Source organism: Verrucomicrobiia bacterium, from assembly GCA_019634625.1.
Classification (GTDB): Bacteria; Verrucomicrobiota; Verrucomicrobiia; order Limisphaerales; family CAIMTB01; genus CAIMTB01.
This window is the reverse complement of record JAHCBA010000007.1, coordinates 1-13,709: the sequence shown is the minus strand read 5'-3', so window position 1 is coordinate 13,709 and position 13,709 is coordinate 1. Positions and strand designations below refer to the sequence as shown.

The 13,709-nt window shown below is 67.2% G+C and carries 12 protein-coding genes; 10 read left to right on the top strand and 2 right to left on the bottom strand.

Going from position 1 to position 13,709, the window contains the following annotated elements; genetic code table 11:
- Window positions 1-307 precede the first annotated feature (307 nt).
- Both KF833_05870 and KF833_05865 read left to right on the top strand, forming a co-directional pair.
- Window positions 308-571 (top strand): helix-turn-helix transcriptional regulator, encoded by a 264-nt coding sequence (locus KF833_05870; protein MBX3744819.1) that lies wholly within the window; start codon window positions 308-310, stop codon window positions 569-571.
- An 80-nt stretch (window positions 572-651) separates the two neighbouring features.
- Window positions 652-1,431, top strand: coding sequence for a DUF4114 domain-containing protein (locus tag KF833_05865; GenBank protein ID MBX3744818.1), 780 nt, complete (start codon window positions 652-654; stop codon window positions 1,429-1,431).
- A gap of 115 nt (window positions 1,432-1,546) precedes the next feature.
- Here the strand turns inward: KF833_05865 and KF833_05860 are convergent, their stop codons facing one another.
- A complete protein-coding gene (locus KF833_05860) occupies window positions 1,547-4,897 on the bottom strand; it encodes a VCBS repeat-containing protein (GenBank protein MBX3744817.1) in 3,351 nt (1,116 codons plus the stop codon).
- Window positions 4,898-5,023: 126 nt separating this feature from the next.
- Here KF833_05860 and KF833_05855 point away from each other — a divergent pair, with 126 nt between their 5' ends.
- From KF833_05855 to hpnD, 7 genes are all read left to right on the top strand, one after another.
- Entirely contained in the window at window positions 5,024-5,905 is an 882-nt protein-coding gene (locus KF833_05855) for a YicC family protein (GenBank protein ID MBX3744816.1), read from the top strand.
- 4 nt (window positions 5,906-5,909) lie between these two features.
- The gene (gmk, locus tag KF833_05850; protein ID MBX3744815.1) at window positions 5,910-6,563 is read left to right on the top strand and encodes a guanylate kinase; all 654 of its coding nucleotides are present in this window, start codon (window positions 5,910-5,912) and stop codon (window positions 6,561-6,563) included.
- Window positions 6,560-7,108, top strand: coding sequence for a phosphopantothenoylcysteine decarboxylase (locus KF833_05845; protein MBX3744814.1), 549 nt, complete (start codon window positions 6,560-6,562; stop codon window positions 7,106-7,108). Before gmk ends, KF833_05845 begins: the two co-directional genes overlap by 4 nt.
- Window positions 7,109-8,140: 1,032 nt before the next feature.
- A complete protein-coding gene (locus KF833_05840; protein ID MBX3744813.1) occupies window positions 8,141-9,538 on the top strand; it encodes a hypothetical protein in 1,398 nt (465 codons plus the stop codon).
- Entirely contained in the window at window positions 9,535-10,968 is a 1,434-nt protein-coding gene (locus KF833_05835; protein ID MBX3744812.1) for a sigma-54-dependent Fis family transcriptional regulator, read from the top strand. The genes KF833_05840 and KF833_05835 overlap by 4 nt, the downstream gene beginning before the upstream one ends.
- Window positions 10,969-10,971: 3 nt before the next feature.
- A complete protein-coding gene (locus KF833_05830; GenBank protein MBX3744811.1) occupies window positions 10,972-11,367 on the top strand; it encodes a hypothetical protein in 396 nt (131 codons plus the stop codon).
- A gap of 2 nt (window positions 11,368-11,369) precedes the next feature.
- The gene (gene hpnD, locus KF833_05825) at window positions 11,370-12,239 is read left to right on the top strand and encodes a presqualene diphosphate synthase HpnD (GenBank protein ID MBX3744810.1); all 870 of its coding nucleotides are present in this window, start codon (window positions 11,370-11,372) and stop codon (window positions 12,237-12,239) included.
- A gap of 44 nt (window positions 12,240-12,283) precedes the next feature.
- Here hpnD and KF833_05820 read toward each other — a convergent pair whose 3' ends face one another.
- Window positions 12,284-12,565, bottom strand: coding sequence for a hypothetical protein (locus KF833_05820; GenBank protein MBX3744809.1), 282 nt, complete (start codon window positions 12,563-12,565; stop codon window positions 12,284-12,286).
- Here KF833_05820 and KF833_05815 point away from each other — a divergent pair.
- Complete coding sequence (locus KF833_05815; protein MBX3744808.1) at window positions 12,555-13,421, top strand: histone deacetylase; 867 nt, start codon at window positions 12,555-12,557, stop codon at window positions 13,419-13,421. The two genes, KF833_05820 and KF833_05815, sit on opposite strands and share 11 nt — an antisense overlap.
- Window positions 13,422-13,709 lie beyond the last annotated feature (288 nt).

Genomic DNA, 13,709 nt, shown 5'->3' with positions numbered 1-13,709 from the left:
AACAGCAAGACGCCTGGCTCATTATTATAAGAATGGTCAACATTAATGTGTCAGACCTACTAACTCCAGTGGTCAACAAGAATATGTCAGACCTATTAACTCGACACGTTCCAGTCTCCCAAGTCCCGACACGCTAAAGCGTGGAAACCGAACCGCCGCTGCCCAAGTCCCAGTCAACAGCAAAAAGTCTGACAAGTTGTAAAGTTGTTGACGCCCCGTTCGGTGTCCCGGCGTCAGCCGGTTCCTACGCTCATTTTACGACATTTTTGCGACGGCAGGGGGCGGACGGGGCTGGCTAACCTGCCGCATGCCCCATCCTCCTTTCGCGCCGCTGCTCCTCACCGCGAACCGACGTCGCCAAGCCGTGGCGCTCTCTCCGGCGGAGGACCAACTGGCCCGCCGCCTGGGCGAGGATGTCACCCTGTCCGAACTCGCCCAACGGCTTGGAAAGCGTCCAGAGACCCTCCGCAGCCAGCTCAAGGCCCTTTATCGCAAGCTTCGCGTGAACAGCCGCCACGCCGCTGTGGACCTCCTCCATCGCATCGGCTGGTTCACCCAAACGGGGGATTGACGGGTAGGGTATATGTCTAGTGATTTTTCCCCATGAAACTCCCCTGTGGTCCATCAACCCAAACCCTGCCCAAATGGCCTATGAAAACCCTCGTAAAGTCTGTCGCAGTCTTCCTCGGCCTGGGTCTTGTGCCCGCACTTGCCAACACCGTCACCCACTTCGGCGATGGCGTCGGCTCCGACGTCCCCAACCTCCTGAATCAGGTCGGGATCGGCGCGGGCAATGCGGCCTCCGAGACCACGGCCAATTCGTTCATCGTTCCGGGTGCGGCGGGGACGGACACGACGTTGACCTTCACATTCATGCGCGACACCGGGGCGTTTCTGTTCGACTTCGGGATGTATCCCATCGGGTCGGTGGTGGCGGATCCGGTCAGCCAGAAGCAACTCTACGCGGAGCAGGCCATCGGAGCCGGGGTGTCGATCTTCAATGACGCCGTGGACAACCCGGGTGCCACGCGGACGGTGGTGGTGCCGGGTGGCACCGAGTTGGGCTTCTTCATTGTGCCCGACAACTCCGTGGGGGCGTTTCTCGCCAACCCAAGCCTGTTTTACCCCTCGCAAACCGTCATCAGCAGCCTGCGCGCACCCCTGTTCTCCGTGTCCGACGCCAATCCGGGGGAACTCGACCAGATGCTCTCCTTCGTCGCGAACGGGGTCACTCTGTTCACCTTCGAAGATCTCACCCGCACCGGGTTGTCGGACGAGGACTTTACGGACATCGCGTTCACCATCGATGCCGAACTGCGACCGGTGATTCCGCCGCCCCCGACCGGCGTTCCCGACGGCGGATCGGTTCTTGCCCTGCTGGCGGCCGGGTTGATGGGCGTGGGGCTCATCCGTCGTTCCCGCGCGTCCTGACCCTGGCTCAGCGGCGATCGATCCGGCCCCTCCGATTTCAGCCCTCTGCTGCTGTCGGAGGGGCGGGATCCGCGAGTCCCCCGCCGGAGATCCATGCGAGTGCCGTCGCCCCGGGTCAGGGCCGCGAGGGTGCGGCCAGCCGGGTGCGGGCCATGGGGCCGACCCACCGGGTGTTGTAGCGCGCATTGAGGACGTCGCCGGGGTGGGGGGGGCGCGTTTCCTGGCCGTACTGCTGGTCGTCCATGCCTTCCCACGGCAACGGCTCGATGCGATCGCCGGCCACCACATGGAAGTCCGCGTCCTTGTCCCAGCCGACCGTCCAGAGAAAGTAGGTTCGCCGGCTTCCCGGGGATGGGGCCGGCAGGCGGTCGGCGGCGAATGAAAGGGTGAGTTCATCCCCGCCGTTGAGGATCACCAGCCCTCCATCGCGCCCGGCCAGCAGTTCGTCCACCGCTCCGTAGCGGGTGCACCAGCCGCTGGGCGTGATCCGCCAGTCCGGCCAGGACCGAACCCGGGCGTAGTCCGGGGTGAGCGGTTGGGTCCACGGGCGATCCTCGAATTCGGAATACCCCCGCCAATGCAGATCGGTGCGATCGGGCGCCAGGCGGGTGAGGGTCCAAGGCATGCCGGGTTCCTCCGAGCGGACCCTTTCGAGGAGGGCGATGCGATCCCAGTGGATCTCGAAGGCGGTGGTCAGGCGCAGCCGGCGGGCGCCGGGCGGCAGAAGTCCATCGAGTTCGACAAGGATGGTCTTGGTCTTGCCGCACGGGGCGCCCACCACGACGTCGACGGGTTCCCAGGCCGTGCCGTGTTCCACCTCGAGCCGGGGGAAGGGGAAGGGGATCTCCGGATCGCGGGAGGCGGCGATGTTGGCCATGCCACCGCCAAACCGCAGCCAGCCGTTGAGAACCAGCGTCAACGGACGGGCGACCTCCAGCGGGCCGAAGTCCAGCACGACACCGTGGGGTTCGGCGTACCCGCGCTGCTGCGGGGGCCGCAATTGCCGGGGCGAAACCATGTGCCCATCCTCGACCACCAGCGCTTCCGTCACGTCCACCCCATCAAGGTCGTGGGCCTGCCGCAGCGGTACGGGGCGGTGGAGCAGGACCGGTTCGGACGGCGGGAACGGGCGCCCGGGAACGAGCTTGTCGCGGGGATGGACCTCGGTGTCCGCGGGATGATCGACCACCCACAACTGCGCGGTATCGAGGTACAGGACTTCGCGCAGTTCCTCGGTGATCTGCAGCACGTACGATCCGTCCAGGGGGCGGAAGTTTGAATCGTCGCCCACCCGGACCAGTTCCTCGGGATTGGCCTCGATCAGGCGTCCCGGGGCGACCGGCAACCCCAGCGGCGCGGCGCCCAGGAGGTCGGTGACAAAGGCGAACCGGGTGCCGTCCCACCGGTACAGATACGGACAGGAACCCGTGGGCCGGATGAGTTCGATAAGGGCGAGCTGTTCGCCGGCGATCACCGGCGTATCCACGTCGGTGCTGAGCGTGTCGAACCAGCGGACATTGAGGGTGTCGATCTTCTCATGGCGCCCGACGCCGATTTCGATCGGCAACTGGTGAACGGTCCGCAGGGCGCGCCAGTTCCCGGAGGTGAGTTCGATGCGGATGCCCAGCCCGCTCGGGTTCGATCGGGTTCCCAGGAGGCGCAGTTTGAGCTGCCGGTTGGCGTTGCCGCCCTGGTTCCGGAGCACCCGCAGGCCACCCCCTTCGAGGGCCAGGACCAGGTCGGTGTCGCCATCGTTGTCGAAATCGGCGGCCACCAGGGCCGCAACGGGCCGGTCAACCCCCCGCGCCAGTCCCAGGGCCGAGGTGGTCTCGCGGAATCCGGCCTGGCCCAGGTTGCGCCAGGCCTTCAGCCCGACGTCGGTCGCCGCCATCACGTCGAGCCATCCGTCGTTGTCGTAATCCACCAGCAGCAGCGACCGGACGCGCGCCCCGCCGAGCGGCAGGATCAACGGGTCGGTGAACCCGTTGAACAGGATGGTGAGGCGGTCGCCCTCGGCCATCACCAGATCGTTGCGGAGATCGTTGTTGAGGTCGCCCACGGCAAGGACCGAGGCCGCAGGCCATTCCGGTGGTTGGGGCGCCGGGGCGAGCGGACCGCCCCGTTGCTGGGCCACCAGCGTCGGGGGCGCCCCGGCGCGGACCAGGAAGTAGTCGTTCATTTCGTCGCCGTTCCAGTCGTCGGCGATCAGCGCGGTGACATCCGTGGCGTCCGTCGGAAACCCGGAGGCTGCCGTGGCGTTGGTGAAGTACATGTTGCCGAGGTTGCGCCAGACCTGGAGGGATCGGGAACCGGGTGTGACCAGCACCAGATCGAGGTTGCCCGTGAAGTCCAGGTCCGTGAGCAGTCCGTCCACCGCCGGCAGATCGCGCAGGTTCGAGAACGCGGTGACGTCAGTCATGGTCCCGTTGGTGGCCAGCCGCAGCGCGTGCAGTCCGCCATCGCCCAGAATGACAATGTCCTCGTAACGGTCCCGGTTGAGATCGCCCACCAGGACCCGCGAGTACCGCGCCCCCGCCGTGACGGTCACCGCGCCGGCCTCGGGTTCGAAACGGGACCCGACATTCCGGAGCAGCCGGAACTGCGCGTCGCCGTCGCGCACGAACAGGTCGTTGGTGCCGCGGTGGTTGATGTCGAGGACGGCCAGCGGGGCGGCGAACCGCGCGGCGTCGTCACCGAGGAATTCCGCGGTGACATCGACGAAGGTGACCGCCACCCCCCGGCCGTCGGGCTGGTCGAGCCGGAACGGGGCGCGGATCTGCGTGTACTCGCACGCCTCGACCGTGGACTGGTCGATGGTGGCGCCGGCGCGCTGGGCAAGGAGGGTGCGGTGGCTATCGAGCGCCCGGGCGGCCTCGTCGGCACGGTCCAGCCGGGTCAGGACCTGGCTGAGATTGTAGTGGGCCGAGGGGTGGTCCGCCTCGAATTGGATCACCTCCTCAAACAACTCCGCCGCCTCCTCGAACTGCCCCAGCTCCTGGTAGGCGCGCCCCAGGAGGTAGCTTACGGCGTTGACGGTGTGGTCGTAATCCTTGGCCGTCTGCAGTTCGGTCAGGGCCGCCTCCGCCAGTCCCTGGCGCAGGAGGGCGGCGCCCAGCAGGTAATGGGCTGCCCCCAGACTCTGGTTGAGGCGGATCAGTTCCCGAGCTTCAGCGGCGGCGGCGGCCGGATCGTTGGCGCGGAGCAGGGCGTTGGCGAGGTTCTGGCGGGCGTCGGGATGGACCGGTTGCAGGGCGGCCGCCTGCCGGAACACCTCGACCGCCCGGTCCGGTTCGCCGGATTCGTAGAACGCCTGTCCCTGCCGCGACAAGCGCTGGAACTCATCCTCGATGGACCGTTGGGAACGGCCGCAGCCGGTCAGCAACAGCCCGGCGAGGCAGACACACGCCACGGTCGCGCGGGCGATTCGAACCGCCACGGGTGGCGCGGCAACCAGCGGGAAGATCATTCGCCGAGGCTACGAATGGAGGGGGCGAGCGCAAGAATCTCCGCTCCCCGCCGCCATTCCCCCGACGCCCCCGGCAAAAGAAGGATCGCCTCGCCCCCCGGTTCCCCGCTATCTCCCGGTCCGCAGATGAGGTCGATGACCGGATACGGCTGTGGACAGAGCGCCCACGATGGGTGCCAGGTGACCGTCGAGCTGAGCTCGGTGAACCGGAAGCAGGGGGAGATTGCCATCAACCTGCCCAGGGATCTGGACGTGCTCGAAGCCCGTATGCGCGACGAAATCCACCGGCACCTCTCCCGCGGCCGCGTCAGCGTGCGGGTGACGCTTCACGCGGGGGATGCCCGTCGGGCCGATCGGGTGCGGATCAACCGGACGCTGGCCGGCGCCTACGCCCGCGAGTTCTCGGATCTGGCCCGCGAACTCGGAATCCAGGATCGCCCCTCCCTGGAAGTCATCCTCCGCGCCCCCGGGGTCATGGAACCCGACGAGGAGCCTGAAGACGCCGAGGCGTTCTGGCCCTCGGTGTCCGCCGCGCTGGCCGCCGCCCTGGAACAGTTCGTCCGCCTGCGAGATCAGGAGGGCGCCCACCTTGCCGGCGATCTGGCCCAGCGGCTGACGATCCTCAAAACCGCCGTCCAAGCCATCCGCCAGCGGGCCCCGCAGGTCGCCCAGCATTACCGCAGCCAGTTGCACGAGCGGATCGCCGCAGCCGGCCTGCCCCTTGGCCCGGAAGACCAGGAACGCCTCCTCAAGGAGGTCGCCCTGTTCGCCGATCGCTCCGACATCACCGAGGAGCTCACCCGCCTCGAAAGCCATTTCGTGCAGTTCGCCGCCGCCCTTTCCCAGGCCGAACCGGTCGGACGCCTGCTCGATTTCCTCGTCCAGGAAATGAATCGCGAGGTCAACACCATCGGCGCCAAGGCCAACGACGCCCCCATCGCCCACGAGGTGGTCCGCCTCAAGACCGAACTCGAACGCATCCGCGAACAGGCCCAGAACATCGAATAACCCCATGCCCGAACGGACTGTCGCCCCGCTCCTCCTCCTCCTCTCCGCCCCCTCCGGCGCCGGAAAAACCACCGTGGGCCAGCGCCTCCTCGAAACCCAGCCCAACCTCGATCGCGCCGTCACCTGCACCACCCGGCCCGCACGCCCCGGAGAACGCGATGGCGTCGATTATTATTTCCTCGACCGGCCCGCCTTCGACCAGCGCCTCGCCGAAGACGCCTTCCTCGAACATGCCGAGGTCTATGGCAACCGCTACGGCACCCTCCGCTCGGAAGTCGTCCGCCGCCTCGAGGCCGGCCGCGATGTCCTCCTGACCGTCGATGTCCAGGGCGCCGAAGCCGTCCGCCGCGTCGCCGCCAGCGGCGATCCCGTCCTCGGCCCCGCCCTCGTCTCGGCCTTCCTCATGCCGCCTTCCTGGGACGAACTCCAACGACGCCTCACCGGACGCAATCAGGACGCGCCCGGCGTCATCGAACGTCGCCTCGCCGCGGCCCGCGACGAAGTGGACCGCTGGCCGACTTTTGACTACGTCATCGTCAGCGCCGGCAAGGACGAGGATCTCGCCGCCATGGAGCACATCCTCGCAGCGGAGCGGCTCCGTGCCCGACGGACCCGGCGCCTGGTCATCGATGGAAGCCTCACAACCCTCCGCCCGTGAATCGCCCCGCCAACATCGTCCTTGGGGTGACCGGATCCATCGCCGCCCACAAGGCCGTGGACCTGGCCAGCCAGCTCACCCGCAACGGCCACGCCGTCCATGTCGTCATGACCGCCGAGGCGCAACGCTTCGTGACGCCCGTCCCCTTCCGAACCCTGTCGCGTCACCCGGTCGTGACCGGCCTCTACGACGAGGACGAAGGCTGGCGCCCGCGCCACATCGCGCTGGCCGACGAGGCGGACCTGCTCCTGGTCGCCCCGGCCACGGCGCACACGCTGGCCCGGCTGGCGCTGGGCCTGGCCGATGACGCCCTGAGCAGCCTTGCGCTGGCCCTCGACCCCGCGGTGCCGGTCCTGGTGGCGCCGGCCATGAACGGCAAGATGTGGCAGCACCCGGCGACCCAGGGACACGTCGCCACGCTGGCCGCGCGTGGCGTCGAGTTCCTGGGTCCGGCCGAAGGCCTTCTCTCCTGCGGATACGAGGGCGTGGGACGCATGATCGACGTCGATCGAATCGTGGCCCGGGTGGCCGCGATTCTGGCGTGAGGGGCGAGGAAGGGGTGCCATGGATTGAGAACTCGCGGAGTGAAGTGAGGGTGGTGAAATCGGAGCGTCCGTTGGGTGTACACGCTTCAGCGTAAGCCTCCCAAATCCGCCCCGACACGCTAAAGCGTGCACACCCAACAGAGTCCGACCCAGCCTCTGCCCCCCCCCACGTCCCCGCCCTGCCAGCGCACCTCAGTCTTTCGCAGCAGGCCTCGTAATCTTAATCTTAATCTTAATCTTAATCGTGATTCCCCTACCCAGTTCCCACGCTGAATTGGAGCTTCGAGAATGATCAAGCCCATCGCACCCGCCACAAGGCGACGCTCGAAAAGGGTGTGCCTGCGGGTCCGAGGACGAGTGCGAGTACCGCCCTTCGGGCTGAGTACGAATTCCCGGGGAGGGGGGAAAGGGTGTGGAGCATTGGGTTGAGGACTCGCGGAGCTCGTCCCTCCGAAAGGTGAAGCAGGGTGGTGAAATCGGAGGGCCGAGTTCCACGAGGCCGCAGGGGAGGGGAGCGATGGAATGCGGATTCGCGGAGCTCGTCCGTCCGGAGTGAAGCGAGGGTGATGAACTCGGAGCGTCCGTTGGGTGTACACGCTTCAGCGTGAGCCTCCCAAATCCGCCCCGACACGCTAAAGCGCGCTAAAGCGCGCACACCCAACAGGGTCCGACCCAGGCTCCGGCCCCCACGTCCCCGCCCTGCCAGCGCACCTCAGTCTTTCGCAGCAGGCCTCGTACTCGTCCCGTACTCGTAATCGTACCCGTAATCGTACTCGTAATCGTAATCGTAATCGTCCTGCCCGGTTCGCATGCGGAACGGGAGGTCCGAACACGATCGAACCCATCGCACCCGCCACAAGGCGACGCTCGAAAAGGGTGTGCCTGCGGGTCCGAGGACGAGTACGAGTACCGCCCTTCGGGCTGAGTACGAGTTCCCGGGGAGGGGGGAAAGGGTGTGGAGCATTGGGTTGAGGACTCGCGGAGCTCGTCCCTCCGATGGCCCGGCTCCTGGCATGCCGATTGCCCCCGGCCATGGCGGATGCAAGGCTTGTGCTCCGGATGAAGGCGTTGCTGCAACGATGGCGGCCGGTCTGGCGGCTGCTGGCGACGCCGGAACCCGACCTGACGCGGGCGGCGGGCCGGATCCGGCTGGTGGAGCGGGACATCGGATTGCCGGTGAAGGGCGGGGTGCTCCTGGCGGTGGGATGGTTTCTTTACTTCTCCCTCAACATCGAGGCCTTGTCCCACACCAGTGAAGTGGCGCTCGAGGCGGTCGGGGCGCTCCAGGGGTTCTTTGTCGTCTATGGTCTGATCAACGCCTTCCTCGCCCTGCCGATCTGGGCTTTTGACCGGATGCCGCTCAAGGCGATGCAATGGATCGTCTTCGTCGCCGCGCTGCTCGACGCCGCCTTCCTGTCGTCCCTGACGCTGGTGACGGATGGCTTCGACAGCGTGCTGTTCTGGGTGTTTCCGCTGCTGGTGGTCCGCCATGCGCTGAGCATGCCGGTGGCGACGCTTCAGCTTTCCCTGAATCTGTGCACTGCCGCCGCCTACGTGGCCGCGGGGGTCCTCGACCTCTGGATCCTGCAGATGGATGAGTCGGACGAGGCGACGCGGGCGACCGAGACGTTCCTGCTGCGGACCTGCCTGCTGGTCCTCCTGGGGTTCATTGCCTTCAATCTCCGGGTCCTGCTCGACCGCGAACGCCGGCGCCAGGCGGAGGCCGCCGAGTTCGAGTTGCGCCAGGAACAGTGGCGCACCGCCGGCCGCCTGGCCGCCGAGATCGCGCACCAGATCAAGAACCCGCTGGGCATCATCAACAACGCCGCCTTCGCCCTCCAGCGATCCCTTTCCAGGACCGGGGACCCCGAGGCACGCCAGTTGCAGATCATCCGCGAGGAGGTGGAACGTTCCGACCGGATCATCACCGAACTCGTCGGCTTTGCCCAACTTGCCGAGGCCCACGTCGAGCGTCTCGATGTCGCAGCGGAGATCGAGGCCGCCCTGGTCAGGGTCTTCCCCCCGGGATCGACCTTCGGCATCTGCGTCGAGCGTGACTACCGCCCGCCGCTCCCGGTTCTTCTCTTCAGCCGCCGCGCCTTCGGCGAGATCCTCGACAACCTCCTCAAGAACGCCCGCGACGTCCTCGGCGGCGAGGGCGTCGTCCGCGTGGGCACCCGGTACATCGAGGGGCTGGCCATCGAGGTGACGGTCGAAGACAACGGCCCCGGCATTCCCGAGGAGGCGCGCGATCGGATCTTCGAGGCCTACTTCACCACCAAGTCCGGCGGCACCGGACTCGGTCTCGCCATCGTGAAGCAGAACGTCGAGATGTTCGGCGGGCGCGTACAAGTGGAGTCCGAGGCTGGCATGGGCGCGCGCTTCCGGATACGCTTCCCCGGTCGCGCCCCGCTGGCCGGGGGTGCCTGATGCCCTCGCTGCCTCCCATCCTGGTCGTGGACGACGAGCCCAATATGCGGGCGTCGTTGGAGGAGGTGTTGCGCCCGGAGGGGTATGCCGTGGTCTGCGTGGATTCGGCGGAACGGGCCCTTGCCGAGCTGGCGGAACGCGAGCTGCTCCTGATGATCACCGACGCCCGCCTCGGCGGCATGAGCGGGTACGATCTGCTCCGGGAGGCGCGATCCCGCTGGCCCGAGGTGCCGGTGGTCGTGATCACCGCCTACGCCACCCCCCGTCTCGCGGTCGAGGCGATCCGCTCCGGCGCCTTCGATTACCTGGCCAAACCGTTCGCCCCGGAGGAACTTCTCAACCTCGTCGCCCGCTGCGCCGAACGTCACCGGCTGGTCCGGGAGAACACCGCCCTGCGGCAGCGGGACCCGCACGGGTTCTCCCTCGACCAGTTGATCGGCCGGTCCCCGGGCATGCAGGAGCTTCGCCAGCTCATCCGCACCGTGGCCCCCACCCGCGCCACCGTGCTCATCCTCGGCGAAAGCGGTACCGGCAAGGAACTCATCGCCGGCTGCCTCCACCGCCTGAGCGACCGCGCCCAGGCCCCCTACGTCCGCATCAACTGCGCGGCCATCCCCGAATCCCTCCTCGAGAGCGAACTCTTCGGGCATGAACGCGGCGCCTTCACCGGCGCCGTCCGCCAGAAACGCGGCCGCGTCGAGGAGGCCGACGGAGGCACGGTGTTCCTCGACGAAATCGGCGACATGAGCCGCTCGCTCCAGGCCAAGCTCCTCCGCTTCCTCGAGGACGGCTCGTTCACCCGGGTCGGCGGCAACGAGGAACTTCGCGTCGATGTCCGCGTGCTCGCCGCCACCAACCGCGACATCGTCGCCCTCATCCGGGAAGGCGCCTTCCGCGAAGACCTCTTTCACCGCCTCAACGTGGTCCAGTTCCGCCCTCCGCCCCTCCGTGAACGGGGCGAGGATGTCCTCCAGCTCGCCGGCCATTTCGTGGACCTCTACAGCGCGGCCCTCAATAAATCCGTCCGCACCCTGTCCCCTTCGGCGCAACAAGCGTTGCTCCGCCATCGATGGCCCGGTAACGTGCGCGAATTGCGTAACGCCATCGAGAGGGCCGTGATCCTGGAATCCAAAACCGAGGTGCAGCCCGCCAGCCTTCCGGATTTCGCCGTCGAAAACCGCCTGGTGCCCGCCACCCCGGCTGTCCCGGTCGATCCCCCCGTCGATCGACCCCTCGAAGAGGCTCTCGCCGACTTCGAACGCCACCTCGTCACCCGCGCCCTCGACCGCCATCGGACCCTCGGCCGCGCCGCCGAGGCCCTCGGCATCAGCCGGCACGCGCTGCGCTATCGCATGCAGCGCCTTGGTCTCCAGTCCGATGGCGCCGCCGACGAAGAGGCGGCCCCGTCGGGTGGACGTGGCACGAATTGAGTCATGGACAGCATAGGAGGTAACGCCGCAACAAAAACGGGCGCCCTGGTGGCGGGGGATGTTCTCATCGTCCTCGGGGTCATTTTGGCCCTCGTCATCGTCCTCGGCATCGGAATCGCCCTCGGCATCCGATCCCGGCAACGACGCCGGCACCGTCATTCCCACGCTTCCCAGGCCGCTTCCCAGGCCGCTTCCGGCGGCGATGCCCGTTCCGGGGATGACGAGGGCGCGGAGGAGGAATCGCCCCGGAAGCGGCGCAGCCGACGCAAGCGACGACGCGATCATCGCCCGCGCAATCCCACCCTCGCCGAAGCCGGCGGGCTGCCTCCCAAGCGCGCGGCCGACTCTGCGCCGGGTTCCACCGTCCCACCGCCCCCGGCGGAAGGACCTTCCATCTGAGCATGGAGACCAGCGCCGCCATCACCCGCGCGAGCGGTTCGAACCTGGCGCTCGCCTTCATCCTCCTCCCCAAGGCCCGTCGCCGCGGCATGGCGGGCCTCTATGCCTTCTGCCGGGAGGTGGACGACGTGGCCGATGAGGATGCCCGCCCCGTGGACGAACGCGCCCGGGCGCTCCAGGCCTGGCGTGAGGACGTCCGAACCGCCTGCCAGGGCGGCGAACCCCGTTTCCCCGTCAACCGCGAACTCCAGCCCGTCATCCGTCAATATGCGCTGCCCTTCGCCCTGTTCGATGAACTGATCCGCGGCTGTGAAATGGACCTCACCCGCCACCGGTATCCGACTCACGCGGAACTCGACGACTACTGCTATCGGGTCGCCTCCGTCGTGGGGCTCCTCAGCATCGAGATCTTCGGGTACACCGACCCCCGCTGCCGCGAGTATGCCATCAGCCTCGGTCGCGCCCTCCAGCTCACCAACATCCTCCGCGATGTCCCCACCGACGCCCGTCGCGGACGCATCTACCTCCCCGCCGAGGAATTGCAGCGCCACCGCGTGGACGAATCGGAAATCCTCGAAGGCCGCTATTCGGACCGTTACGCCCGTGTCGCCGAAGCTGTCGCCGTCCGCGCCCGGCATTTTTACTCCCTCGCCCGCGAAACCCTCCCGGCCGCCGATCGCCGATCGATGGTCGCCGCCGAATTGATGGGTTCGGTGTACTGGCGGCTGCTCCGCAAACTGGAATCCGCCCGCTTCAACGTTTTCGGCGCCTCCCCGACCCGCCTCAGCCGCTGGCAAAAGGCCCGCCTCATCCTCCGTACCTGGCTCCGCATCCGCGCCGGTGTCATGGCCCCCAACTACGGAACCCCCTGACCGTCCCCTCCGGAGGGACGAGCTCCGCGAGTCCTCGAATTCCTTCACCCCCTTCCCGGGGCCCATCCCAGTCCTTTGCAGCCTACCCCGTCCTCGTTCCCGTCCTCGTTCCCGTCCTCGTAATCGTAATCGTAATCGTAATCGTAATCGTAATCGTAATCGTAATCGTAATCGTAATCGTAATCGTAATCGTAATCGTAATCGTAATCGTAATCGTCCTCGTAATCGTAATCGTGATCGTAATCGTGATCGTGATCGTCCTGGACCGTCCCCTCCGGAGTTGGCGCGCCCCCGGCCTTCTGCTGCAATTCCGCCGTGCTGGTCATCACCGACGAACGCTGCACGGAGTATCATTCCCGGGGCCACCCCGAGCGGCCCGAGCGCATTTCCCGGACCCTCGCCGCCCTGCGCTCCCAGGATTCGCTCAAACTCTCCTGGGCCGCCCCGGATCCGGTGACCAGCGAACCTCTCCTCCGCGCTCACACCGCCGAGCACCTTCGGCTGCTGGCTGAAGCGAAATCCGCCTTCGACGGCGATACCCCGGCCCATCCGGGGATCCTCGACCACGCCCTGCGCGGCGTCGGCGGAGCCCTGCGTGGCCTTCGGGCCGCCCGCGAGGGTGTTGCCTCGTTCAGTCTGCTCCGCCCGCCCGGTCACCATGCCACCCGTTCCCGGGCCATGGGCTTCTGCTACCTCAGCTCGATCGCCATCGCCGCCCTCGATGCCCGCGCCACCGGCACCGCCCGCGTGGCCGTCTTCGACTTCGATGTCCACCACGGCAACGGCACCGAGGCCATCCTCGCCGGTCAGAAGGGCCTCGCCTTCGCCTCCGTCCATCAACACCCCTGTTATCCCGGAACCGGCACTGCCGATGTCGCCGACAATGGCTTCAACGATCCAGTCCCCCCGGGTTTTCCCCGCGGGGAGTACCGGAAGGTCCTGAGCCGTTCCCTCGAACGTCTCGTCGCCACACGCCCGGACCTGCTCGCCGTCTCGGCCGGCTTCGATGCCTACGCCCGTGACCCCATCGCCCACGAGACGCTCGAGACGGAGGATTTTCACTGGCTCGGAGACCGGATCCGGCGCCTCGGTCTCCCCACCTTCAGCATTCTCGAGGGCGGCTACAGCGACGATCTGCCGGATCTCATCCGCGCCTACCTGGCCGGCCTCATGGGCCAATAAGAATCGCCCCCGGCGTCCGCGTCTCCACCTGTGTCAAGCGTGGATTGGCGGCCCGGACTTTTTCTGCGCGCCGCCTTTACACGAACGTCACGATTCCTACGATGCCTCCCACGCAGCGAGCGGCACCCTGAACCCTCCAGCATCGTCTCGCCCTTCCGGGCGTTTCGGGAGTTCCGGACCTCGATCGCCGCGTGACGGAGGCGACCCTTTCTACAGTCCGCACAGACCCACAGCCCGATTCAACTCCCCATGAGCACCCCCAAGCAGGTCCTGGAACTGGCCAAGAAG

Coding starts and splice junctions, on each gene's coding strand:
- KF833_05870 (MBX3744819.1), top strand. CDS start 308: ATGCCCCATCCTCCTTTCGCGCCGCTGCTCCTCACCGCGAACCGACGT.
- KF833_05865 (MBX3744818.1), top strand. CDS start 652: ATGAAAACCCTCGTAAAGTCTGTCGCAGTCTTCCTCGGCCTGGGTCTT.
- KF833_05860 (MBX3744817.1), bottom strand. CDS start 4,897: ATGATCTTCCCGCTGGTTGCCGCGCCACCCGTGGCGGTTCGAATCGCC.
- KF833_05855 (MBX3744816.1), top strand. CDS start 5,024: ATGAGGTCGATGACCGGATACGGCTGTGGACAGAGCGCCCACGATGGG.
- gmk (MBX3744815.1), top strand. CDS start 5,910: ATGCCCGAACGGACTGTCGCCCCGCTCCTCCTCCTCCTCTCCGCCCCC.
- KF833_05840 (MBX3744813.1), top strand. CDS start 8,141: ATGGCGGATGCAAGGCTTGTGCTCCGGATGAAGGCGTTGCTGCAACGA.
- KF833_05830 (MBX3744811.1), top strand. CDS start 10,972: ATGGACAGCATAGGAGGTAACGCCGCAACAAAAACGGGCGCCCTGGTG.
- hpnD (MBX3744810.1), top strand. CDS start 11,370: ATGGAGACCAGCGCCGCCATCACCCGCGCGAGCGGTTCGAACCTGGCG.
- KF833_05820 (MBX3744809.1), bottom strand. CDS start 12,565: ATGACCAGCACGGCGGAATTGCAGCAGAAGGCCGGGGGCGCGCCAACT.